This window comes from Seohaeicola sp., assembly GCF_048006315.1.
Lineage (GTDB): Bacteria > Pseudomonadota > Alphaproteobacteria > Rhodobacterales > Rhodobacteraceae > Seohaeicola.
This window is the reverse complement of record NZ_CP180350.1, coordinates 2,221,538-2,243,233: the sequence shown is the minus strand read 5'-3', so window position 1 is coordinate 2,243,233 and position 21,696 is coordinate 2,221,538. Positions and strand designations below refer to the sequence as shown.

Here is a 21,696-nt window from a genome sequence, read left to right as displayed (position 1 = left end):
CCCATGTTTGGAAAAGCGGGGATCATCAGACTGCTTCGGGTGGCGGTGACGCTGGCGGTTCTGGCGCTGCTCTGGCGGACCGTCGATGGACCCGGTGCGATGGATCTGCTGCTGGCCGCCAATCCCGTCTGGTTGCTTGCGGCGGTTCTGGCCCTGAACGGGCAGACCGTGCTGTCTGCCCTGCGCTGGCGATTGACAGCGCGTCGCCTTGGCCAGTCGATCACCGTGGGTCGGGCCATCCGCGAATATTACCTGTCGCAGATCGTGAACCAGTCTTTGCCCGGTGGTGTCGTGGGCGATGCTGGTCGCGCTGTGCGTGCAAGGCATGAGGCCGGATTGAAGCGTGCGGGGCAGGCCGTGGTGTTCGAACGCCTTGCAGGGCAACTGGCCCTCTTCGGCGTGACGGGTGCCGCTGTGCTGCTGGTCTGGATCAGTCCCGGTGGGACCGGCTTGCCGGCGTGGGTGCTGCGCCTGGTGGCGATGACTGGTGGCGCCCTGCTGGTCGGGGGGCTTGTGCTTTGGGCGGTCAGTCGCCGTGCCCATGTCTGGGGCCATCATGTCCGCGAATGGTTTGACGCCTTCGCGGTCTCTGTCCTGGCGCCGGATGTGCTGCCGCGCCAGATCATCCTCAGCCTTGCAACGACGGCGCTCAACCTTCTGGCTTTCGCCCTGTGCGCGCGCGCCACGGGCACCGGCCTGCCGCTGACGGCCGTCATGATCATCGTGCCCCTGATCCTTTTGACAATGCTGATCCCGATTTCGGTCAGCGGCTGGGGTCTGCGGGAAGGCGCGGCGGCCGCGCTTTTCCCGGTGATCGGGGCCACCGCCACCGAAGGCTTTGCCGCCAGCTTTGCCTTTGGCCTGATGTTTCTGGTCAGCGTCCTGCCGGGGGTGGTGTTCCTATTGATCCATCCCAGGCCGCAATCGGCCTGATCAGTCTCTGTTTCAGGGCAATTCGGCCGAGGGGATGATTCCAAAGAATACGCCATCGGACCAGATGCCAAACCATGTGACCCCATCGACAACATGATCGGTTCCCAGATCCACCAGCCTGTAAAAGCTCTTGCGGTCGATCAGCGCCTCAAGCCCGGCGCGCACCATGACATAGGGCGAGGGTTCGCCCGTCTCGGGATCGCGCACGAATTGCAGCGGTGTGTCAGACGCGGCGGTCACGCTGTCACCGACATTGGTATGAAATGTCAGCTTTTGCGCCTGTCCTTCGCCTTCGGCTTCGAAATCCACGGCGACAAAGGGGGCGTCATCGACGGTGATGCCCACCTTTTCAACCGGGGTTACAAGGAAATACTTGTCCCCGTCCTTGCGCAAAATGGTCGAGAACAGGCGCACCAGCCCCGGCCTGCCGATCGGTGTGCCCTGGTAGAACCACGTGCCGTCCCGCGCGATCCGCATGTCCAGATCGCCGCAGAAGGGCGGATTCCACAGATGCACCGGCGGAAGCCCCTTGCCCTTTGCTGCCCTGACGGAGGCAGCAATACCTTCTGCTGACGGGGTCACGATCATTTGTCCGCTCATTGCTTTTGCCATTTCTCTTTGCCGAGATACTATCATCATAATGACCTAGGGTTCAAAGGAGGCATTGCCATGTCCGATCACGCCGATCTGGTCGCCGGTATCGAGGCGCTGGAGGAAAAGCTGGCACAGGCGCGGGCCTCGATCACGCGTCGTTTCATCGGGCAGGAAACGGTCGTCGACCTGACCCTGTCGGCCCTGCTCTGCGGTGGGCATGGCCTGCTGATCGGCCTGCCGGGCCTTGGCAAGACGCGACTGGTGGAAACCCTGTCGACCGTGATGGGTCTGCAGGGCAACCGGGTGCAGTTCACGCCGGACCTGATGCCTGCAGATATCCTGGGGTCGGAAGTTCTGGAAACCGATGCTGACGGACGCCGCGCCTTTCGCTTCGTCGAAGGCCCGATCTTTTGCCAGTTGCTGATGGCCGATGAAATCAACCGCGCCAGCCCCCGCACACAATCCGCGCTGCTGCAGGCGATGCAGGAACGGCGCGTGACCGTGGCGGGGCAGGATCGCCCGCTGGGCAAGCCCTTTCACGTGTTGGCGACCCAGAACCCGATCGAGCAGGAGGGGACCTATCCCCTGCCGGAAGCGCAGCTTGACCGTTTCCTCGTGCAGATCGATGTGCAGTATCCCGATCGTGCAACAGAGCGCGATATCCTGCTGGCCACCACGGGCGTGGCCGAGGACGAGGCGCATCAGGTCTTTACCGATACAGAACTGCTTGCAGCGCAGACCCTTCTTCGGCGGATGCCGGTGGGTGATGCCGTTGTCGAGGCGATTCTCGATCTGGTCCGCGCCTTCCGACCGGATGACGACAGTGCCGATGACCGTGTGCGCCAGACCGTGGCCTGGGGTCCCGGCCCGCGCGCGGCACAGGCACTGATGCTGACGGTGCGCGCGCGCGCCCTGTTGCAGGGGCGCCTGGCGCCATCGGTCGAGGATGTCGTTGCCATGGCGCGCCCGGTGCTGACGCATCGCATGGCGCTGAACTTCGCGGCACGTGCCCGCGGTGACACGCTGACAGGCCTGATCGAGGATACGGCTGCCCGCATCACGCGGATCGAGGCGGCGGCGTGACCCAACCCCATCCCCTGACCCTGCGCGCCAGGGCCGAGGCCGAAGCCGCCCGGTTCCCGCCTTTGCTGGCCCGGGCCGAGTATCTGGCAGGTACCGTGCTGCTGGGCGAGCACGGACGCCGGCGCGCCGGACAGGGGGATGATTTCTGGCAATACCGTCCGGTACGGCAGGGCGATCCCGTCAGGATGATCGACTGGCGTCGCTCGGCGCGTGGCGACATGCAATTCGTGCGTGAACGTGAATGGCAGATCGCGCAAAGCGTCATGCTCTGGGTGGATCAGGCGGCGTCGATGCGGTTTGCATCAGACCCTAACCTGCCCGAAAAGGCCGATCGCGCGCGTTTGCTGGCCTTGGCGGTGGCCGTCCTGCTGGTGCGCGGCGGCGAACGCGTGGGCCTGACAGGGACTGCCTTACCGCCACGCCGCGGCAATGCGCAACTGCTGCGGCTGGCCGAGATGTTCAGCCGAGATGAGGACATGGATTACGGGATCCCCGAGGCGCGCGCGATGATACCGCAGGCGCGTGCCATGTTCGTATCCGATTTCCTGTCCGACCTCTTGCCGGTTCAGGCCGCCCTGACCAAGGCCGCGGATCGTGGGGTGCGTGGTGTCCTGATCCAGGTTCTGGATCCCAGCGAGGAAGCATTTCCGTTCCAGGGGCGCACCATCTTTCAAAGCATGGGTGGAACACTGGCGCATGAGACGCTGAAAGCGGGCGATTTGCGTGGCCGCTACTTGGAGCGGCTGGCGGAACGCAAGGCTGCCCTGGCCGATCTGTGCGCGGCCACGGGTTGGCAGTATCAGTGCCATCACACCGATGCCGCCGCGCAATCGGCGCTTCTGTGGGTCTGGCGCGCGCTGGAGCGGGGAGCTGGCACATGATGATCGGCCCCATCGGTTTCGCGGCCCCCTGGCTGCTGCTGGGCCTTCTGGCCTTGCCGATCCTGTGGATCATCCTGCGGGCTGTGCCGCCCGCGCCCATCCGTCGCCGCTTTCCCGGTGTTGCCTTGCTCTTGGGCCTCAAGGACGATGAAAGCGTCACGGATCGCACCCCCTGGTGGCTTTTGCTTCTGCGGATGCTGGCCGTTGCGGCCGTCATCATCGGTCTGGCGGGGCCTGTGCTGAACCCGCAGGCGGATCGCCAGCCGGGTAACGGTCCTGTTCTGATCGTGATGGATGGCGGCTGGGCAGGCGCGCAGGACTGGACCGGGCGCGCCGAGCTTGCGGATCGCATGCTGGCCGAAGCCGGTCGCGAGGGGCGAACCGCCGCGATCCTGCGGCTGAGTGCGCCGGAACAGGCGGCCTTTCAATCCGCAGACCTGTGGCGCAGCCGCATTGCCGGGATGACACCGCAACCCTGGACGCCGACCCCGGATATGGTGGCGCGGGCCATCGATCTGCTGCCCGACGGCGGGTTCGAGACGCTTTGGTTCACCGATGGCCTGGCGATCGACGGTCGTGACGACCTGCTTGCCGCCCTGGAAGCGCGGGGCACGGTGCGCGTCTTTGCTTCGGGCCGCAGCCCCGTCGCGATGGTGCCTGCAACTTATCAGGAAGGCGTGCTGCAATTGGCCGCCCGCCGCGCCAGTGGCGGCCCGGCGCTGGATCTGACGGTGGCCGCGCACGGGCTGGACCCCTCCAGAACACCGCGTGTTCTGGCCAACCTGCCATTGCAGTTCGAACCGGACGCGACCGAAGCGATGACGCAGGCAAGCCTGCCTTCGGAACTGCGGGCGCGCATCACGAGGTTCGAGATCGAAGGCCTGCGCAGCACCGGGGCCGTGGCCTTGTCGGATGACAGTCTCAGCCGTCGCGAGGTTGCGCTGATTGCCGGGCGCGAGGACCGCGAGGGACTGGAGTTGCTGTCGCCGTTGCATTACCTGCGTCAGGCCCTTGCCCCGAATGCCGACTTGCTGGAGGGCGAGCTGCTCGATCTGCTTCCGGCCAATCCCGATGTCATCATCCTGGCGGATATCGCGACGCTGTCGCCTTCGGAAGAGGATGCGCTGCTGGACTGGACAGAGAATGGCGGTCTTCTGCTACGCTTTGCCGGGCCGCGCCTTGCGGCCAGCGAAGTCAGCCGGACAGACGAACATCCGTTGATGCCGGTCAGGTTGCGGGCCGGTGGCCGGACGGTCGGCGGCGCCATGAGCTGGGGTGACCCCAAGACGCTGGCACCCTTCACCGAAGACAGCCCGTTCTTCGGCCTGCCGATTCCCGATGACGTGACGGTGACGGCGCAGGTCATGGCGCAACCTGATCCGACGCTGGCAGATCGCGTGATCGCGCAGTTGACCGACGGAACACCCCTTGTGACGCGCAAGCCGGTCGGACAGGGGCATGTCGTGCTGATGCATGTGACGGCCAATGCCGAATGGTCCAGCCTGCCGCTGTCTGGGTTGTTCGTGCGCATGCTGGAACGGCTTGCCGTGTCATCTGTGGGCCAGGGTCTGGTGGGCGAGGATCTTGAAGGCACCTCGTGGCAGCCCGTGACGGTGCTTGACGGGTTCGGCCGCGTCCAGGACGCGCAAACCCTTCCGGGTGTGGATGGGGCGGCCTTGCTCTCGGCTCCGCTGGGCCCGGATTTGCGGCCGGGTCTTTATGACGGCAATGACCGTCGCATCGCGCGCAACACCATATCCGCCGATACCGTCCTGTCGCCCGCGACATGGCCGGCGCGCATCCCGGTCGAGGGGTTGTCGCGCCCGGCGGAAACGCCGCTTGCCGGTTACCTTCTGGCGGCGGCGCTGGGCCTTCTGCTGGCTGATGTGATCGCCTCGCTTGCCCTGTCCGGTCGCCTGATCGGCGCCCGCGCCGCCGTGATCCTGCTGGTTGCGTTGTCCGCGCTGCCGCGTGATGCGGTGGCCGATGATGCCTTTGCCATCGCCGCGACATCGGAACTGCGGCTTGGCCATATCGTCACCGGCGATGCCCGCCTTGATGACATGGCGCAGGCCGGTCTGAGGGGCTTGTCGGAGACACTGTTCTTCCGTACCTCGGTCGAACCGGGTGCGCCGATGGCGGTCAATCTTGAAACCGATGAGATCGGGCTTTTCCCGTTCCTCTACTGGCCGATCACGCCGGAACAGCCCACGCCCTCGGTCGAGGCCTATGAAAAGCTGAACCGTTATCTGCGCTCGGGCGGCATGATCCTTTTCGACACGCGCGATGCCGATGTGGCCGGTTTCGGTGCAGCCAGCCCCAATGGCCGCAAGCTGCAGCAACTGGCGGCCCCGCTGGATATTCCCGCGCTTGAGCCGATCCCCGAAGATCACGTCATCACCCGGACCTTCTATCTCTTGCAGGATTTCCCCGGTCGCCACACAGCCCGCGACGTCTGGGTCGAGGCGGCACCCGCGGATGCGGAACGGATCGAAGGCATGCCGTTCCGAAACCTCAACGATGGTGTCACGCCCGTTGTGATCGGTGGAAATGACTGGGCTGCCGCCTGGGCCATGGATGAACGGGGCAATGCCCTGTTTCCGGTGGGGCGTGGTTTCGGTGGCGAGCGGCAGCGCGAACTCGCGTTCCGATTTGGGGTCAATCTGGTGATGCATGTGCTGACGGGCAACTACAAATCCGACCAGGTCCATGTGCCCGCGCTTCTGGACAGGTTGGGCCAATGACGGGACAGATCATCTTTGATCCGCTTCTGCCCTGGGCCGTTCTGGCGGTGCTGGCAGCAATTGTCATGCTTGCCGCCGGGTTGGCGTTGACGCGTGGCCTGTCGGGCTGGGCCTTGCGCCTGCTGGCCGGGCTGGTCGTGCTGGCCGCGCTCAGTGGGCCGAACTGGCAGGAAGAAGACCGCGCCGCGCTGTCTGACATCGTGCTGATGCTTGTCGATCGCTCGTCCAGCCAGGCGCTGGGTGACCGCGCGGCCCGCACTCTTGAGGCAGCGGATGCGCTTGAGGCCGAACTGGCCGCGCGTCCCGATACCGAGGTGCGCCGGATCGAGGTGCCCGATGGTGATGGGGACAGCGGCACCCAGATGATGACCGCCCTGAACGAGGCATTGGCGCAAGAGCCGCGCGGGCGTATCGCCGGGATCGTGGCGCTGGGCGATGGCCGCGTTCATGACATGGACCGCGCGCCCGAACTGCCCGCACCCCTGCATCTGCTGCACACCGGTCTGCCGGATGACTGGGATCGCCGCCTGATCGTGGAAAATGCCCCGGCCTTTGCCATTCTGGGTGAACCGGTGATGCTGTCCCTGCGGGTCGAGGACATGGGGGCCGCGCCCGAGGGTGTGACCCGCGCGCCGCTTGAAATCTCGGTCGATGGCGGTGAGCCGCAGCGCTACGAGATCGAGATCGGCCGCACCTTCGAATTGCCGGTGACCCTGCCGCACGGCGGGCGCAACGTGATCCAGTTCACGGTGCCTCAGGCCGAGGGCGAACTGACCGATCGCAACAACACCGCCCTTGTCCAGATCAACGGCGTGCGCGACCGTCTGCGCGTGTTGCTGGTGTCGGGCCAACCCCATGCAGGCGGGCGCACTTGGCGTAACCTGCTGAAATCGGACAGTTCGGTCGACCTGGTGCATTTCACGATCCTGCGCCCACCCGACAAGCAGGATGGCGTCCCGGTGTCCGAACTGTCGCTGATCGCCTTTCCCACGCGCGAGTTGTTCATGGAGAAGATCGAGGATTTCGATCTGATCATCTTTGATCGCTACAAGCGGCGGGGTATTCTGCCCACGCTCTATCTTGAAAACGTGGCCGACTATGTGCGCAAGGGTGGCGCGGTGCTGGTTGCGCCCGGGCCGGACTTCGCAACGGCCTCGTCTCTCTACCGCTCGCCGCTGTCCACGGTTCTGCCCGCGCGCCCTACCGCCCGCGTGATCGAGGAAGGGTTCGTGCCCCGGATCACCGACATGGGCCAACGGCATCCTGTCACGGCGGGGCTTGCCCCACCGGAAGGCGAGGATTGGGGCCGCTGGTTGCGCCAGATCGACCTTGAGACCGAGCGTGGCAATGTCGTGATGTCCGGTATCGACGATCGCCCGCTGTTGATCCTGGATCGTGTGGATGAAGGGCGCATCGCGCTTCTGGCGTCTGATCAGGCCTGGCTCTGGGATCGGGGCTACGAGGGTGGTGGGCCGCAGCTGGAACTGCTGCGCCGACTTGCCCATTGGATGATGAAGGAACCCGAGCTTGAGGAAGAGGCGATTTGGGCCGAACCCACGGGGCAACGCATGCGGATCATCCGCCGGACCCTGAAAGACAGCGCCGGACCGGTCACGATCATCACGCCGGGTGGCGAGGAAGTCGAAGTGCCCCTGACGGAAGTCAGCCCCGGTCAGTTCGAAGCCGTTTATGACGGGCCCGAAATCGGGCTTTATCGCCTGACGGATGGCGATCAGTACGCCGTGATCGGCCTTGGCCCCGCCGCACCGCGCGAGTTCGAGCAGACCATCGCGACAGGTGAGGTGATGCAGCCCGCAATCGACACGCTGCGCGGTGGCGTTCTGCCGCTGGCCGAGGGGCTGCCCGCGATCCGCGAGGTCAGCGCAGGCCGTCCCGCCGCCGGGCGCGGTTGGATCGGCCTGACCCCGCGCGATGCGTTCGAGACGCGCGATCTGCGCCAGATGCCGCTGTTGCCGGCTTGGTTGGTGCTGTTGCTGGCGTCCGGTCTGATCGTGGGGGCTTGGCTGCGCGAAGGCCGGCGCTGACGCCTCAGCGCCGCAAGGGCACGCGAAATGTCTGCTCTGACCACCCATCGCGATTGCAGCTTGCCCTGATGAAAACCTCGGTCGTGCCGTCGGGGACCATCACGTTGTTCAGGCTGCGGGTGAAGGGTTGTTCGTCAACATGCGGATGGAACAATTCGCGATAGCCAAGGCGCTTGCCCGTGGCATCCAGCACTTCCCACCCATCGGCATAGTGATCCCAGCCTGTATCGGGGTGGCCGATACTGACATCGAATCGCCATCCCATGCTGGCATGGGTGGCGGTGACCCCCACGATCCGTGGCGGATCTGCCCTTGCGACTGTGCCGGACAGGCAGAGAAGGATGGAAGACAGTGCTGCAAACCTGAATGTCATGCCTCTACCCTATCAGTCCGGAATGCGATGCCTGCTCACGTCTGCGTGTGGCCCATGCCGTCCGTCTGGGCCACCAGGATCGCACGGGATTGCGAGGCGAACTCGCGCCGCCACAAAACGAAAAGGGTGATCATCGTGGCGGCGATCAGCGGCAAGGTTCCCAGGAACCACGCGGCGCTGCCCAACGCGAAATAGACCGAGCGCAGGCCGCGGTTGAAGCTGCGCGCCGCGGTGATGTTGACCTCTGCTGCCTTGGCGGCGCGCGGTAAGGCCGCCGCATCCTCGGCATCATTGGGCACGGCCGCGATCAGCACGGCGCAGTAACCGAACAATCGATGCGACCAGACGAATTTCAGAAAGGCATTGGCCAGGAAGGCCAGTGTGACCAGCAGCTTCACCTCCCAGACAAAGATCGGATCTTGCGTCATCGTCAGATCACTTGCCAGGCCTTGCAGACGTTCGGCATTGCCGATCAGGGCAAGCCCGCCACCGATGGCGATCATCGTGGCCGAGGCAAAGAACGAGGCCCCTTGCCGCAGGGCGCTGAGAACCTGCGCATCGAACATCCGCGTCTGACGCGTCACCATCATGCGCATCCATTCCCGCCGATATTCCGCCATCAGCACCGAGACCGAGGGGCGGGCGCTGTTCAGTGCCTCGATCCTCCAGCCAATCACGATCCAGCCCACGAAGAGCAGGGCAAGCCCCGCGATATCCAGCGGGCCGAACAATCCTAGGCGATCTGTCCAAGTCATGCCAAAATCCTAGTGCGGCATATCTTGACTTGCCAGACGTATAAATTGGTTATATTTTCTTACCAATAATCAGGAGGAGATCAGACATGGACATGCCAAGCCCGAATCCTGCGATCCTTGCCAAGAAACCTCGGCTGATCGAGCGGCTGTTGCAGGTTCTGCCGGCAGATGCGGTGATCCATCTGGAATCCGAAACCCGTGCCTATGAGTGCGACGCGCTGACCGCGTACCGTTGCCCGCCAATGGCGGCTGTGCTGCCTTCCAGCACGCAGGAAGTATCCGATGTGCTGCGGATCTGTCACGACATGGGGGTGCCCGTGGTGCCGCGCGGGTCGGGCACATCGCTGGCGGGCGGCGCGTTGCCGACAGCGGATAGCGTGATCCTGGGCGTGGCGCGGATGAATGCCGTTCTGGAAACCGACTATGACAACCGCTTCGTGCGCGTGCAGTCGGGCCGCACCAACCTGAGCGTGACCGGCGCGGTCGAGGAAAATGACTTTTTCTACGCGCCTGATCCTTCAAGCCAGCTGGCCTGTGCGATTGCCGGCAATATCGCCATGAATTCCGGCGGGGCGCATTGCCTGAAATACGGCGTGACCACCAACAACCTGATGGGTGTGACCATGGTGCTGATGGATGGCACCGTGGTCGAAATCGGCGGCGCGCATCTGGATTCTGGCGGTCTGGATCTGCTGGGCGTGATCTGCGGATCGGAGGGCCAGCTTGGCGTGGTGACCGAGGCGACGCTGCGTATCCTGCGCAAGCCCGAAGGCGCACGCCCCGTCCTGATGGGCTTTGACAGCAACGAGGTGGCGGGCGAATGCGTGTCCGACATCATCAAGGCGGGTGTGCTGCCTGTTGCGATCGAATTCATGGACCGTCCCTGCATCCGCGCGACCGAAGCCTTTGCAAAGGCCGGGTATCCCGATTGCGAGGCGCTGCTGATCGTCGAGGTCGAAGGCTCGGATGCCGAAATAGACGAGCAGCTGGAGCGGATCGTCGCCATTGCCCGGCGCCACAATCCGGTGGAGCTGCGCGAAAGCAAATCGGCCGACGAAAGCGCGCGGATCTGGCTGGGGCGCAAGTCGGCTTTCGGGGCGATGGGGCAGATCAACGACTACATGTGCCTCGATGGGACCATCCCGGTCAGCCAACTGCCCTTCGTGCTGCGTCGCATCGGCGAGATGAGCAAGCAATATGGGCTGGATGTGGGCAACGTGTTCCATGCCGGAGACGGCAACATGCATCCGCTGATCCTGTTCGATGCGAACAAGCCCGGCGATCTGGAACTCTGCGAGGCTTTCGGCGCCGATATCCTGCGTCTCTGCGTCGAGGTGGGCGGTTGCCTGACCGGTGAGCATGGCGTGGGCATCGAAAAGCGCGACCTGATGGTGGATCAGTTCGCCCCTGACGATCTGGATATCCAGATGGCGGTCAAGGATGTATTCGATCCGCAATGGCTGCTGAATCCGGCCAAGGTGTTCCCGCTGCAAGCCTCGGAAGCCCGTCGCGCGGCATGACATTGCCGGGGGCACTGTCCCCGGACCCTCAAGGCATTTATGGAAGATGAAGATGATGACCCCCCGGACAGAGGCCGAATTGGCCGACATGGTCGCAGGTGCGACCGGGCGCTTGCAGATCATCGGCGGGGGCACACGCTCCGTCGCGCAGGCGCGTGAGGCCGAGGTGCTGACGGCGCGGGGCCTGTCGGGCATCACGCTTTACGAGCCCGGTTCCCTGACCCTTGTCGCGCAGGCCGGAACGCCTGTGGCAGAGATCGAGGCCGCGCTGGCCGCGGAAGGTCAGCGCCTGCCCTTCGAGCCGATGGATCATCGGGGATTGCTGGGGACCAGTGGCACTCCCACCATCGGTGGCGTGGTCGGCGGCAATGTCAGCGGTCCGCGCCGCATCCAAGTGGGGGCCGCGCGCGATTTCCTGTTGGGCGTGCGCTTTGTCGACGGGACGGGACGTATCCTGAAGAACGGTGGCCGGGTGATGAAGAACGTCACCGGCTATGACCTGGTCAAGTTGATGGCGGGCGCGCGCGGGCGCCTTGGTGTGCTGAGTGAGGTATCCTTCAAGGTGCTGCCCATGCCCGAAGTGGCCGTGACCCTGGTTTTGCCGGATCTGGATGACGCGGGCGCGGTGCAGGCGATGGCCCGCGCGCTTGGTTCGCCCTACGAGGTGACGGGTGCCGCCCATTGGCCGGGGCAGGGGACCTATCTGCGGATCGAAGGTTTTGCCGGTTCCGTGGCCTATCGCGCCGGAAAATTGCGCGAGATGCTGGGTGGCGAGGTCGAAGACAGCGTGGAGCGGTGGGCTGCGATCCGCGATGTCACCCCGTTCCAGCAGGTCGACGGGGATATCTGGCGTCTGTCCGTCAAGCCCAGCGATGCGCCGGGTCTGGTGGCGCGTGCAGGCGCGGATGGCGCGCTTTATGACTGGGGCGGCGGGCTTGTCTGGCTCAGGATGGCGCCGGGCACGGACCTGCGCGCGCGCCTTGGGGCCTTCGATGGGCATGCCACGCTTGTACGCGCGGGCGCCGACACGCGCGCACGCCTGCCCATGGAGCAACCCGAACCGCCGGCCTTGGCAGCGCTGTCCGCCGGCATTCGCGCCCGGTTCGATCCGCGCGGCATCTTCGCGGCTGAAACGGACATGTCACCCGTGGTGGTGTCATGATCTTTTTTCTGCTTGTGCCTGCGGTTGTGGCCCTGTCGCTGTGCCTGTTGCAACCGGGTCGCCAGGCGGCGGCGGGCATCGGCATTGCAGCCGTCTTTCTGGCTGTGCTTTGGTTTGCCACGGGTGGCATCGTGGGCGAGGGTCTTGGCGGGACCTATGCCTTGATGGCCGCGCCCGGCGTGGCCCTTGCGGGTCTGGCGCATCTGACGCACCGCGTACTTGGTCCGCGCCTGCCGGTCTGGGGCTATGCCCTGGCGGCGGTTCTTCTTCTTGTGGCCCTTTCGGCCTTCTTGCGCGCACTTGCGGGGAATTGACATGCAGACGACATTTACTCCCGACCAGTTGAAAGACCCGGCCATCGCGCGGTCGAACGAAATCCTGCGATCCTGCGTGCATTGCGGTTTCTGCACGGCCACTTGCCCCACCTACCAGGTGCTGGGCGATGAACTGGACAGCCCCCGTGGGCGCATCTACCTGATCAAGGACATGCTGGAGAACGAGCGCGTGCCCGACGCACGGACGGTCAAGCATATCGACCGTTGCCTGTCCTGCCTCGCCTGCATGACGACTTGCCCGTCGGGTGTGCATTACATGCACCTTGTCGATCATGCCCGCGCCTATATCGAGGATCATTACAAGCGCCCGCTGTCCGACCGGTTGCTGCGCTGGGTTCTGGCGCGGATTTTGCCCTATCCGATGCGGTTCCGGGTGGCCTTGCTGGGTGCGAAGATCGGGCGTCCCTTCGCCTTTCTGATGCCGGATGCGCGCTTGCGCGCCATGCTGGAGATGGCACCGAAAGAGATCCCCCCGGTCAGCCGCAACGACGACCCGCAGACCTTTGCCGCGCAGGGTGCGCGGCGCAAGCGGGTGGCGCTGATGACCGGCTGCGCGCAAAGGGCGCTGAACACCGACATCAATGATGCGACGATCCGCCTGCTGCAGCGTCATGGCTGCGATGTGGTGATCGCCGAGGGGCAGGGCTGCTGCGGCGCGCTGACCCATCACATGGGCAAGGAAAAGGAAAGCCACGCCACAGCCGCCCGCAACATCCGTGCCTGGGTCGCCGAGATGGATCGCGGCGGGCTGGACGCGATCGTGATCAATACCAGCGGCTGCGGCACAACGGTCAAGGATTACGGCCACATGTTCCGCAACACCGATCTGGCCGAGGATGCCGCGCGCGTGTCCGCCATCGCCAAGGATGTGTCCGAGGTGCTGATGACCCTTGATCTGCCCAAGGGCGATGACAAGGGGATGACCGTGGCCTACCACGCGGCCTGTTCCCTGCAGCATGGGCAGAAGATCAAGACCTATCCCAAGGACCTGCTGAAGAACGCGGGTTTCGCGGTGGTCGAACCTGCGGACAGCCACCTTTGCTGCGGCTCTGCCGGGACCTACAACCTGATGCAGCCCGAGATCTCGAAGCAGTTGAAGGACCGCAAGGTGCGTACGCTCGAGGCGCGCAATCCGGATGTGATCGCGGCCGGGAATATCGGCTGCATGATGCAGATCGGATCGGGAACGCAGGTGCCGATTGTCCACACGGTCGAGTTGCTGGACTGGGCCACGGGTGGGCCACAGCCGCCCGCACTGACCGCACCGGGAAAAAGACAGCCCGAGATCCCGATTCTGCGCTGATCCCTGTCGCATTTTTGCCTTAATCTGCGCCTATCCCTGTTCCCAATTCTGAGGGACCATGATGAATTGCAGGTTTTTCCGGGCTTTGGGCCTGATATGCGCGGGCATTTTCCTGACATCCGGCGTGGTTTCCGCGCAGGACGCGCGCCTGACTCGACTGGATACCGGCGATCAGACCCGCGGCTGGGAGGCCGTTGGCCGTCTGGATATAGATGGACGGGGTTTCTGCACGGGTGCGCTGATCGCGCCCGATCTGGTTCTGACCGCAGCGCATTGCCTGTTTGACCGAACGACAGGCCAGCGGATCGACCATAGCAAGATCGAGTTCCGGGCAGGATGGCGCAACGGCCGTGCCGAGGCCTATCGCTGGGTGCGGCGCGCGGTGATCGACCCTGACTATACCTATGATGAAACAGTGGTTTCGACGCGCGTGCGCAATGACGTGGCCCTTCTGGAACTGCAGCAACCGATCCGCACAACCTCGGTCGTGCCCTTCGATACGGACTCGCGCCCGCGCACCGGTGACAGGGTCGGCGTCGTGTCCTATGCCTATGACCGCGCCGATGCGCCATCCTTGCAGGAAATGTGCGGCGTCATGGGCCAGCAGGACGGCGTGCTGATCATGTCCTGTTCGGTGGATTTCGGATCTTCCGGTGCGCCGATCTTTTCCTTTGGATCCGAAGGGGTGCGCATCGTATCCGTTGTTTCCGCCAAGGCCGAAGTCCGGGGAACCAAGGTTTCGCTGGGCACGCAGTTGCAGGAACCCCTCAACAGGCTGAAGGCGCAGCTTGCGGCGGGCGACGGGGTCTTTCTGCACGCCTCGCCCGACAGCAATCGCGTGACGCCCGGTGGCGTACAACGCGATACCGGGGCCAAGTTCGTCCGGCCCTGATCGGGCCTGCCCCGTCTTGAAACTCTCTGAACCGCTTCCCACATCTGGGGTATCGGGGTGCCACCAAGGGCCCTGACCACATGGCCTGTCCCGGATGGGAAGGCGTTTTCAAGTTGTCGCTCAGATGGAGGATGACCCATGCGAAACTTCGACCTTGCACCGCTTTACCGTGCAACCGTTGGCTTTGACCAGATTGCAGACCTGATGGACCGCGTGTTCGCCAGCGATATGCCGCAGCCGACATACCCGCCCTACAACATCGAGAAAACCGCAGAGAATGCTTATCGCATCTCGCTGGCCGTCGCGGGTTTCGCGGCCGATGACCTGACCGTCGAGGTCAAGGAAAACGCGCTTGTCGTAGCAGCCCGAAAATCGGATGAGGCCGACGAAAGCAGGACCTACCTGCACCGTGGCATTGCCACCCGTGCCTTTGAACGGCGCTTCACGCTGGCCGATCACGTGCGCGTCACGGGTGCCACCCATGCTGACGGTATGCTGCACATCGATCTTGTGCGCGAAATCCCCGAAGTGCTGAAACCCCGCCGCATCCAGATCGCAAGCCCGGCCACGTCGCGTCAGGCCGACAAGGACGTGGTCGAGGCGCAAGCCGTAAACTGACGGGCACGCCCTCTGCCCTGATGTCGGACCCGCAGGAGCGATCCTGCGGGTCCCTTTTCGTCAGCCCGCCCAAACGGCATAGCTGCCCGCAACGGCAAGATAGCGACCTGTCTTGCCCAATCCGACAAGCAGGATGACAAGCGCGATCCTTGTACGCATGGCCCCCGCGACAACCGTCAGCGGATCCCCCACGATCGGAACCCAGGCCATCAGCAGCGACCATCGTCCATATTTCTCATACCAGGCCTGCGCGCGGTCATATTGCGCAGGCGACACCGGGAACCAGCGGCGATCCCGGAACTCGGACGCATAGCGGCCCATCCAATAGGTCAGGATCGATCCCAGCAGGTTGCCGACCACCGCGACTGTCACCAGGGTCACAGGGTCGCCGATCTCTGTCGCCAGAAAACCCAGCAGCACCGCCTCTGACGATCCGGGGAGAACCGTGGCCGAGGTAAATGCGCTGAGGAACAGCGTGGCATAGGCCGAAAGCGGGGTCATGGGCACCTTCATGTGACTGGCCCTGCCCCTTGATGGCCAAGCCCTCGTGCCTTGCAGATAGGCATGGCCCCGGGCCAAGGCAATCCTTCACGGATAACGCCGGGATCATCGCTGTCCGATGCGAAAAAGGCGGGCCGTTTGCGCGGCCCGCCCTTTCGCTGTCTCTGGATTCGGTCTCAGACCGCCATGCAGATATACTTCATCTCAAGGTAATCCTCGATCCCGTGGCGGCTGCCTTCGCGGCCGAGGCCGGATTGCTTGACCCCGCCGAAAGGTGCAACCTCGGTCGAGATGATGCCCGTGTTCACCCCCACGATTCCGTATTCCAGCGCTTCTGCCACTTTGTAGACGCGGCTCAGGTCGCGGGCATAGAAATAGGCGGCCAGACCAAAGATCGTGTCATTCGCAAGGTGGATCACCTCATCCACATCGGTGAACTTGAACAGCGGCGCGAAGGGGCCGAAGGTCTCTTCTGTCGCGACGATCATGTCGCGGGTCGCACCGGTCACGATGGTGGGGGGCAGGAAGTTGCCCGGCCCCTGCATCGGCTCGCCGCCCATGATCACGGTGCCGCCCTTGGCGGTGGCATCGGCCACATGGGTCTGGACCTTCTTGATCGCATTGGCGTTGATCAACGGACCAAGGGTGGTTCCCGCCTCAAGCCCGTCCCCGACCTTGAGCTTGCCGACGGCCTCTTTCAGCTTGGCGGCGAAGGCGTCATAGATCCCCGCCTGCACATAGATCCGGTTGGCGCAGACACAGGTCTGCCCGTTGTTGCGGAACTTGCACATGATCGCGCCCTCGACGGCGGCATCCAGATCGGCATCGTCGAACACGATGAAAGGTGCGTTGCCGCCCAGTTCCATCGAACATTTCATCACCTGATCCGCGGCCTGACGCAACAATATGCGCCCCACATTGGTCGAACCGGTAAAGCTGAGCTTGCGCACGGTCGGGTTCTCGCAGAACTCCTTGCCAGTCTCTGAAGCGTTGGTGGTGGTCACGATGTTCAGAACACCCGCCGGAATGCCGGCGCGTTCCGCCAGCACGCCCATGGCCAGCGCCGACAGCGGCGTCAGTTCGGACGGGCGGGCGACAAAGCCGCAACCGGCGGCCAGCGCGGGCGCCACCTTGCGGGTGATCATCGCGGTCGGAAAGTTCCAAGGCGTGATGGATGCGGCGACCCCGATGGGCTGCTTGATCACGGTGATGCGCTTGTCGCGCTGATGGCCGGGGATCGTCTCGCCATATATGCGCTTGGCCTCTTCGGCGAAGAATTCGATGAAGGCGGCGCCATAGGCGATCTCGCCCTTGGCTTCGGCCAGCGGCTTGCCCTGTTCGGCGGTCAGGATCGTCGACAGGTCATCCGTGTTCTCGATCATCAGGTCGAACCAGCGGCGCAGGATCGTGGCGCGTTCCTTTCCGGTGTATTTCGCCCATTCCTTTTGCGCTGTTTCCGCAGCGGCGATGGCTTGTGCCACCTGATCGCGGCTGAGGTCGGCGACATTGGCGATCACGTCGCCGCGTGCGGGGTTGGTCACCTCGAATGTGGTTCCAGTCTCACTCTCGACCCATTTACCACCGACATAGGCCTTTTCGGCCAGCAGCGACGGGTCCTTGAGCAGGGATTTCAGGTCTGTCTTGCCGTCCAGCATGGCGCATCCTCCAATTATCCAGTGGCACAGGGAAAGCATCTGGCGCTAGGCTTGTCCAGAGCAGGAGGAGAGATTGCCATGGCCGAGCTGGACGATGCCTACGCCAACGCCGCCCATATTCCGGGGTCGGCGGATTATCCGCCACGCTGGGGACGCGCGGCCGAGGCGCTGCGGGAAGGCCTGATCGAGCAAGGTCTGGCCGATCTGGACCTGTCCTATGGCGACAGCCCGCGCCAGCGCTTCGATCTGTTCCACCCCGGTGCCGAGGCCAAGGGGCTGCTGGTTTTCGTTCATGGCGGCTATTGGCTGCGTTTCGACAAGAGCGTCTGGTCGCATCTGGCAGCGGGGGCCTTGTCGCATGGCTGGGCGGTGGCCATGCCATCCTATGACCTGTGTCCGCAGGTAGGGATCGCCGATATCACGCAACAGATCGCCAAAGCCGTGACGACCGCTGCCGCCATGGTCGCCGGGCCCATCGTGCTGGCTGGGCATTCGGCGGGTGGTCATCTGGTGACACGGATGCTGCAACCGGGCCTGCTGCCCGATACCGTTGCGGCGCGCCTGCGCCATGTGCTGTCGATTTCACCCGTGTCGGACCTGCGTCCGCTGATGCGCACCAGCATGAACGCCGACTTCAAGCTGAACGATGCCTCTGCCAGGGCCGAAAGCCCGGCCTTGATGGTCGAACGCCTGCCGGTGCCCGTGACCGTCTGGGTCGGCGCTGACGAGCGCCCGGTGTTTCTGGATCAGGCGCGCTGGCTGGCCGAGGCATGGGGCTGCGGGCATGTGGTGGAAGAGGGCAAACACCACTTCGATGTGATCGATGCGCTGGCCGAAGCGGATAGCCCTATGATGCAACGCCTTCTGGGCTGAGCCGGCGTCATCCAGGCATTTTGGGAACAACGCAGGGGGCGGGCGCAACGACCTGCTTAACCGTGCAGGTCCTGCCAGCTGGGTTTGACATCGCCCGGCAGGGATGTGGCCGCGAACATGGCGCGTGCGATGGCCCGTGCCATGCAGGTGGCGGCGGCATGGCCCAGTTCCAGCGTGTCGATGATCGGATGGCCCAGTGCGCGCGCGCCTGTGGCAACCGCAAAGATCAGGTCGCCATCCATCGGCGTATGCGCAGGCACAAGCGCACGGGCAAACCCGTCATGGGCGGCGGTGGCCATGCGCGTGCATTGCGCCTGGGTCAGGTCGGCATCGGTGGCCACGATACCGATCGTTGTATTGGCGTGGCTGGCGATCTTGGTCACGGCGACATGCGGATCGGGATAGGTCCGCGCCACGCCCATGCCGCCGAATTCATCGCCCCACTCGAAGGGTGCGGCCCAGAAATGTGCACTGTCCCCGACAGTGGCCGACCCCAGCGCATTGACCGCGACCAGCGCGCCCACGGTATGGCCCGAAGGCAGGATGACCGAGGCCGATCCCAACCCGCCGCGCAGGTTGGCCGTGATCGTTCCCGTGCCAGCGCCGACGCTGCCGATCCCGAAGGCGGCGTCGGCATTGGCCAAAGCGTCATGGCCCAGCGTCCGGTAGGGGTTTGCCTCCCAATCCTTGGCGCCGCCATTGTTCAGGTCGAACAGGATCGCCGCAGGCACGATCGGGACGGTATGCGCGCCGACCCGAAACCCCCGCCCTGCAAGCCGCAGCGCATCGGCCACCCCGGATGCTGCATCCAGACCAAAGGCCGACCCGCCCGACAGCACCAGCGCATCGACCTGCTGCACCGTCTTGTCAGGGGCCAGAAGGTCGGTTTCCCGCGTGCCGGGCGCACCGCCCATCACATGCACGCCAGCCGTGAAGGGCGCATCGGCCACCAACACGGTCACACCGGTCTTGATCCGCGTATCGGTGGCATTCCCAACCCTGAGGCCTGCCACATCGGTGATCAGGTTCATCGGGCCGGGGCGTGTGGTCTTGGTCATGCGGGTCTTTCCGGGTTCTGTTGGGCCGAGTGGATCACAAACGGATCACGAAATCCTTGCGGGTGGTTTCGACCACCTCCCATACGCCGCGAAACCCCGGCCGCAGCACGAAACTGTCGCCGGCCCGCAGGGTCACGGGCGCGCCGCCTTCCTCGGTCAGGATGCTGACACCCGACAGGATCCGGCAATATTCCCATTCGTCGTAGAAGACGCGCCACGCTCCCGGCGTCGATTGCCAGATGCCGCAGAACAGACCGTCCCTCTCTTCGAGCGTCCATGAGGTGAAGACGGGATCACCCTTGACCACACGGTCCGGGGCCGGTCGGTCCACCTCGGCCGGGCCTTCCGGGGTGACGGGAAAGAACAGGTCCGACATCGGGTCACTTCCTTGCAAAACTCACCGCAGGCTAATGCGGGCGGGTCGGCAGAGGCAAGGGGCAAGCGGCAGGGTTGAAACCGGGGCGACCCGCCCACAGTTCTACAAGATGGGTGCACTGCCTGTCGTGTTGGGGCATGATGGGCCCGTTGCAAGGAGATGGGTGCATGGTAGTGGCATTGGCGCGGCTGATTGTTGTGGGCTTTGTCGTCCTGACCGTGATCTATCTCTCGCTGTCGTTCTATTCGCGTTCCGTCCGCCGGGCCAAGCTGCGCCGCAAGTGGGAGGAAGATATCCGGCGCGGTGACCGCGAAGAATACGTGCGGCGCGGGCTGAAGATCTATGACCGCTCGCTGCGCCGCAAACTGCTCTGGGGTGTCTATATCGTGCCTGTTGTGACCATCGCAGTGGTGATCTATCTGGTAAACTTCAACTGACCGCGAAGGAAACGGTATCATGCGTTACGTGAAATGGACCTTTATCGGAAGCTTCTGGCTGCTGGTCGCGTCCTTTCTGCACTATACCCTTCCACAGCACGATGTGGTGCGGATCACCGATACCTACCTGGAGCGGATCGACTTCGGCGAGAACTCGATCTTCTGGGCCAATGCGCCCACGGGGGATGCCGTCAATCCGCAGAATCGCGATGTGTTCTTCATCCAGACCTTCCGCACGAACGAACGGCCGATGATCTATCGGAACGAGGATACGGGCTGGGGCTGGCCGCCCTATTTCAAGTTCAACACCTCGAACCTTCAGGCGCAGGCGGCCGATCTGGAAAGCCGCTCGACCAGTGGCCAGCAGGCCCAATGGGTCGTGATCCGGCACTACGGGTGGCGCAATGAATTCCTGTCGATCTATCCCAACGCGATCAAGATCTGGCGCGTGGACAGCCCGGATGTCACCATCATTCCCTGGATCAACATCATCATCCTGACGCTGCTGACCGCGTTCTTCTGGGCAATCTGGGTGCGCTGGCGGCGGTTCCGCGAGGCGCGGATCGATCCTGTGCTGGAAGACATCGGCGATAGCCTTGAGGCAGCGACCGACCACGTCGTCGACCGGCGCGGCAAGGTGCGGCGCTGGTGGGACGGCGTGCGCGGCAAGACCTAGGCGCGCTGATCAGCGTTTCCCGTAATAGAGGCCGACGACATGTTCGGCCTCGGCGAAGAACAACCAGCGCGAGGCAAGGATGCCCGCGATATGGCTGATCACGGCCAGCAACCCGAAGACATGCGCAAATGGCAGCACCAAAAGCGCAACGGGCAGCACATAGCCCAGCAGAAGGGCGATCATCCGCAGCTTGATCGCATGCTTGCGCCCCACGACATGCACCATCTCGCGCAGCAGGTAATTGGGGCCGGTATGGGGTGGCTCGAAGGCGCGTACCGACCCGATCCCGCCAAGGCCCGTGGCGCTGGCCATTGTCGTGCCGGAGGCGGCAAAGGCGCGGTCACCCTGCCACCACCATGCCAGCTGCAGCATGCCGGCCAGCGGCAACAGGATCAGCGCCCAGCTCACCTGACCGGCCAGCAGCGCGCCGCCCCCAAGCGACAAGGACAGGAACAGCGCCGGCGTCAGCAGGCTGCGCCAGCGCGGCACGGTCTTCATCTGCGTGTAGATCATGGATGTCGTGAACACTGTCCCCACGGCCAGAACCGCGCCCAGCCACCCCAGGGGTACCCAGTCGGCGGCAAGGAACACACGCCCGATGGCGTAGGCGGCCATCACGGCCAATGTGACCACCGCGCAGATCGCCTCGCGGCTCAGCCAGCTTGACCGCCACTGCGTGAAGGCCAGCAATCCGCGTTCCGGGTGGCCCAGGTGAAAAGCCGAAGCGATCAGCCCGCCCCCCGCCAGCGCATAGGCGATGGCGAAAAATACGAAAGCCACCAGCCCGGTTGATCCGGGCATGCCGATGCCCAGCCAGAACATCAGGCCAAAGCCAAGACCGGACAGCGTCGTGAAGGCGATGATCGAAGGTGCCGGATGCAT

The 21,696-nt window shown here is 64.3% G+C and carries 22 protein-coding genes; 14 read left to right on the top strand and 8 right to left on the bottom strand.

Translation table 11 applies throughout. The annotated features are described in order from the left end of the window. Positions 1-3: 3 nt before the first annotated feature. A complete protein-coding gene (locus ACMUJL_RS11330) occupies positions 4-933 on the top strand; it encodes a lysylphosphatidylglycerol synthase transmembrane domain-containing protein (protein ID WP_375568203.1) in 930 nt (309 codons plus the stop codon). Between the two features lie 12 nt (positions 934-945). On the opposite strand, the gene ACMUJL_RS11325 is transcribed toward ACMUJL_RS11330, so the two are convergent. After that, entirely contained in the window at positions 946-1,533 is a 588-nt protein-coding gene (locus ACMUJL_RS11325) for a DUF1285 domain-containing protein (protein WP_416914261.1), read from the bottom strand. Positions 1,534-1,602: 69 nt separating this feature from the next. Here ACMUJL_RS11325 and ACMUJL_RS11320 point away from each other — a divergent pair, with 69 nt between their 5' ends. The 4 genes from ACMUJL_RS11320 to ACMUJL_RS11305 are packed head-to-tail and all read left to right on the top strand — an operon-like array spanning position 1,603 to position 8,280. Next, entirely contained in the window at positions 1,603-2,610 is a 1,008-nt protein-coding gene (locus ACMUJL_RS11320) for an AAA family ATPase (protein WP_068288124.1), read from the top strand. Continuing rightward, positions 2,607-3,491, top strand: coding sequence for a DUF58 domain-containing protein (locus ACMUJL_RS11315; RefSeq protein ID WP_068288122.1), 885 nt, complete (start codon positions 2,607-2,609; stop codon positions 3,489-3,491). Before ACMUJL_RS11320 ends, ACMUJL_RS11315 begins: the two co-directional genes overlap by 4 nt. Continuing rightward, positions 3,488-6,235 (top strand): DUF4159 domain-containing protein, encoded by a 2,748-nt coding sequence (locus ACMUJL_RS11310; RefSeq protein ID WP_068288120.1) that lies wholly within the window; start codon positions 3,488-3,490, stop codon positions 6,233-6,235. The genes ACMUJL_RS11315 and ACMUJL_RS11310 overlap by 4 nt, the downstream gene beginning before the upstream one ends. After that, positions 6,232-8,280: a hypothetical protein gene (locus tag ACMUJL_RS11305; RefSeq protein WP_375568208.1), complete on the top strand. Its 2,049-nt coding sequence runs from the start codon at positions 6,232-6,234 to the stop codon at positions 8,278-8,280. Before ACMUJL_RS11310 ends, ACMUJL_RS11305 begins: the two co-directional genes overlap by 4 nt. A 4-nt stretch (positions 8,281-8,284) precedes the next feature. On the opposite strand, the gene ACMUJL_RS11300 is transcribed toward ACMUJL_RS11305, so the two are convergent. Both ACMUJL_RS11300 and ACMUJL_RS11295 read right to left on the bottom strand, forming a co-directional pair. Further along, positions 8,285-8,653 (bottom strand): hypothetical protein, encoded by a 369-nt coding sequence (locus ACMUJL_RS11300; RefSeq protein ID WP_068288113.1) that lies wholly within the window; start codon positions 8,651-8,653, stop codon positions 8,285-8,287. Between the two features lie 35 nt (positions 8,654-8,688). After that, positions 8,689-9,408 (bottom strand): DUF599 domain-containing protein, encoded by a 720-nt coding sequence (locus ACMUJL_RS11295; RefSeq protein ID WP_068288110.1) that lies wholly within the window; start codon positions 9,406-9,408, stop codon positions 8,689-8,691. A gap of 86 nt (positions 9,409-9,494) precedes the next feature. Between ACMUJL_RS11295 and ACMUJL_RS11290 the strand changes: the two genes are divergently transcribed. The 6 genes from ACMUJL_RS11290 to ACMUJL_RS11265 all read left to right on the top strand — a co-directional run bounded on the left by ACMUJL_RS11290 (position 9,495) and on the right by ACMUJL_RS11265 (position 15,238). After that, positions 9,495-10,928, top strand: a complete 1,434-nt coding sequence (locus ACMUJL_RS11290; protein ID WP_068288107.1) for an FAD-linked oxidase C-terminal domain-containing protein — start codon at positions 9,495-9,497, stop codon at positions 10,926-10,928. A gap of 55 nt (positions 10,929-10,983) precedes the next feature. After that, a complete protein-coding gene (locus ACMUJL_RS11285; RefSeq protein ID WP_375573936.1) occupies positions 10,984-12,090 on the top strand; it encodes an FAD-binding protein in 1,107 nt (368 codons plus the stop codon). Beyond that, positions 12,087-12,404: a hypothetical protein gene (locus ACMUJL_RS11280; protein WP_375568211.1), complete on the top strand. Its 318-nt coding sequence runs from the start codon at positions 12,087-12,089 to the stop codon at positions 12,402-12,404. The genes ACMUJL_RS11285 and ACMUJL_RS11280 overlap by 4 nt, the downstream gene beginning before the upstream one ends. Before the next feature lies 1 nt (position 12,405). After that, positions 12,406-13,728: a glycolate oxidase subunit GlcF gene (gene glcF / locus ACMUJL_RS11275; RefSeq protein ID WP_375568213.1), complete on the top strand. Its 1,323-nt coding sequence runs from the start codon at positions 12,406-12,408 to the stop codon at positions 13,726-13,728. A 61-nt stretch (positions 13,729-13,789) separates the two neighbouring features. Beyond that, positions 13,790-14,620, top strand: a complete 831-nt coding sequence (locus ACMUJL_RS11270; RefSeq protein WP_416914260.1) for a trypsin-like serine peptidase — start codon at positions 13,790-13,792, stop codon at positions 14,618-14,620. A gap of 138 nt (positions 14,621-14,758) precedes the next feature. Beyond that, complete coding sequence (locus ACMUJL_RS11265; RefSeq protein WP_068288095.1) at positions 14,759-15,238, top strand: Hsp20 family protein; 480 nt, start codon at positions 14,759-14,761, stop codon at positions 15,236-15,238. A gap of 60 nt (positions 15,239-15,298) precedes the next feature. On the opposite strand, the gene ACMUJL_RS11260 is transcribed toward ACMUJL_RS11265, so the two are convergent. After that, positions 15,299-15,739 carry a YqaA family protein gene (locus tag ACMUJL_RS11260; RefSeq protein WP_375568216.1) on the bottom strand — a complete coding sequence of 147 codons (441 nt, stop codon included), beginning with the start codon at positions 15,737-15,739 and terminating at the stop codon, positions 15,299-15,301. A gap of 176 nt (positions 15,740-15,915) precedes the next feature. Then, positions 15,916-17,394: an NAD-dependent succinate-semialdehyde dehydrogenase gene (locus tag ACMUJL_RS11255; protein WP_375568218.1), complete on the bottom strand. Its 1,479-nt coding sequence runs from the start codon at positions 17,392-17,394 to the stop codon at positions 15,916-15,918. Positions 17,395-17,472: 78 nt separating this feature from the next. Between ACMUJL_RS11255 and ACMUJL_RS11250 the strand changes: the two genes are divergently transcribed. Further along, entirely contained in the window at positions 17,473-18,267 is a 795-nt protein-coding gene (locus tag ACMUJL_RS11250; RefSeq protein ID WP_375568220.1) for an alpha/beta hydrolase, read from the top strand. Between the two features lie 56 nt (positions 18,268-18,323). On the opposite strand, the gene ACMUJL_RS11245 is transcribed toward ACMUJL_RS11250, so the two are convergent. Then, on the bottom strand, positions 18,324-19,325 hold the full coding sequence (locus tag ACMUJL_RS11245) for a P1 family peptidase (RefSeq protein WP_375568222.1): 1,002 nt from the start codon (positions 19,323-19,325) through the stop codon (positions 18,324-18,326). A 34-nt stretch (positions 19,326-19,359) separates the two neighbouring features. Next, the gene (locus tag ACMUJL_RS11240; RefSeq protein WP_068288082.1) at positions 19,360-19,701 is read right to left on the bottom strand and encodes a cupin domain-containing protein; all 342 of its coding nucleotides are present in this window, start codon (positions 19,699-19,701) and stop codon (positions 19,360-19,362) included. Between the two features lie 167 nt (positions 19,702-19,868). On the opposite strand from ACMUJL_RS11240, the gene ACMUJL_RS11235 reads away from it, so the two are divergent. Together ACMUJL_RS11235 and ACMUJL_RS11230 are read left to right on the top strand one after the other, a co-directional pair. Further along, a complete protein-coding gene (locus tag ACMUJL_RS11235; protein WP_068288079.1) occupies positions 19,869-20,138 on the top strand; it encodes a hypothetical protein in 270 nt (89 codons plus the stop codon). A 19-nt stretch (positions 20,139-20,157) separates the two neighbouring features. Beyond that, positions 20,158-20,814, top strand: a complete 657-nt coding sequence (locus ACMUJL_RS11230; protein WP_375568225.1) for a DUF1523 family protein — start codon at positions 20,158-20,160, stop codon at positions 20,812-20,814. A gap of 9 nt (positions 20,815-20,823) precedes the next feature. On the opposite strand, the gene ACMUJL_RS11225 is transcribed toward ACMUJL_RS11230, so the two are convergent. Next, the gene (locus ACMUJL_RS11225) at positions 20,824-21,696 is read right to left on the bottom strand and encodes a dimethyl sulfoxide reductase anchor subunit family protein (protein WP_068288074.1); all 873 of its coding nucleotides are present in this window, start codon (positions 21,694-21,696) and stop codon (positions 20,824-20,826) included.

Coding starts and splice junctions, on each gene's coding strand:
- ACMUJL_RS11280 (WP_375568211.1), top strand. CDS start 12,087: ATGATCTTTTTTCTGCTTGTGCCTGCGGTTGTGGCCCTGTCGCTGTGC.
- ACMUJL_RS11265 (WP_068288095.1), top strand. CDS start 14,759: ATGCGAAACTTCGACCTTGCACCGCTTTACCGTGCAACCGTTGGCTTT.
- ACMUJL_RS11330 (WP_375568203.1), top strand. CDS start 4: ATGTTTGGAAAAGCGGGGATCATCAGACTGCTTCGGGTGGCGGTGACG.
- ACMUJL_RS11230 (WP_375568225.1), top strand. CDS start 20,158: ATGCGTTACGTGAAATGGACCTTTATCGGAAGCTTCTGGCTGCTGGTC.
- ACMUJL_RS11225 (WP_068288074.1), bottom strand. CDS start 21,696: ATGCATCCGGCACCTTCGATCATCGCCTTCACGACGCTGTCCGGTCTT.
- ACMUJL_RS11300 (WP_068288113.1), bottom strand. CDS start 8,653: ATGACATTCAGGTTTGCAGCACTGTCTTCCATCCTTCTCTGCCTGTCC.
- ACMUJL_RS11325 (WP_416914261.1), bottom strand. CDS start 1,533: ATGAGCGGACAAATGATCGTGACCCCGTCAGCAGAAGGTATTGCTGCC.
- ACMUJL_RS11260 (WP_375568216.1), bottom strand. CDS start 15,739: ATGACCCCGCTTTCGGCCTATGCCACGCTGTTCCTCAGCGCATTTACC.
- ACMUJL_RS11310 (WP_068288120.1), top strand. CDS start 3,488: ATGATGATCGGCCCCATCGGTTTCGCGGCCCCCTGGCTGCTGCTGGGC.
- ACMUJL_RS11305 (WP_375568208.1), top strand. CDS start 6,232: ATGACGGGACAGATCATCTTTGATCCGCTTCTGCCCTGGGCCGTTCTG.
- ACMUJL_RS11285 (WP_375573936.1), top strand. CDS start 10,984: ATGACCCCCCGGACAGAGGCCGAATTGGCCGACATGGTCGCAGGTGCG.
- ACMUJL_RS11250 (WP_375568220.1), top strand. CDS start 17,473: ATGGCCGAGCTGGACGATGCCTACGCCAACGCCGCCCATATTCCGGGG.
- ACMUJL_RS11290 (WP_068288107.1), top strand. CDS start 9,495: ATGGACATGCCAAGCCCGAATCCTGCGATCCTTGCCAAGAAACCTCGG.
- ACMUJL_RS11235 (WP_068288079.1), top strand. CDS start 19,869: ATGGTAGTGGCATTGGCGCGGCTGATTGTTGTGGGCTTTGTCGTCCTG.
- glcF (WP_375568213.1), top strand. CDS start 12,406: ATGCAGACGACATTTACTCCCGACCAGTTGAAAGACCCGGCCATCGCG.
- ACMUJL_RS11320 (WP_068288124.1), top strand. CDS start 1,603: ATGTCCGATCACGCCGATCTGGTCGCCGGTATCGAGGCGCTGGAGGAA.
- ACMUJL_RS11270 (WP_416914260.1), top strand. CDS start 13,790: ATGAATTGCAGGTTTTTCCGGGCTTTGGGCCTGATATGCGCGGGCATT.
- ACMUJL_RS11240 (WP_068288082.1), bottom strand. CDS start 19,701: ATGTCGGACCTGTTCTTTCCCGTCACCCCGGAAGGCCCGGCCGAGGTG.
- ACMUJL_RS11245 (WP_375568222.1), bottom strand. CDS start 19,325: ATGACCAAGACCACACGCCCCGGCCCGATGAACCTGATCACCGATGTG.
- ACMUJL_RS11295 (WP_068288110.1), bottom strand. CDS start 9,408: ATGACTTGGACAGATCGCCTAGGATTGTTCGGCCCGCTGGATATCGCG.
- ACMUJL_RS11255 (WP_375568218.1), bottom strand. CDS start 17,394: ATGCTGGACGGCAAGACAGACCTGAAATCCCTGCTCAAGGACCCGTCG.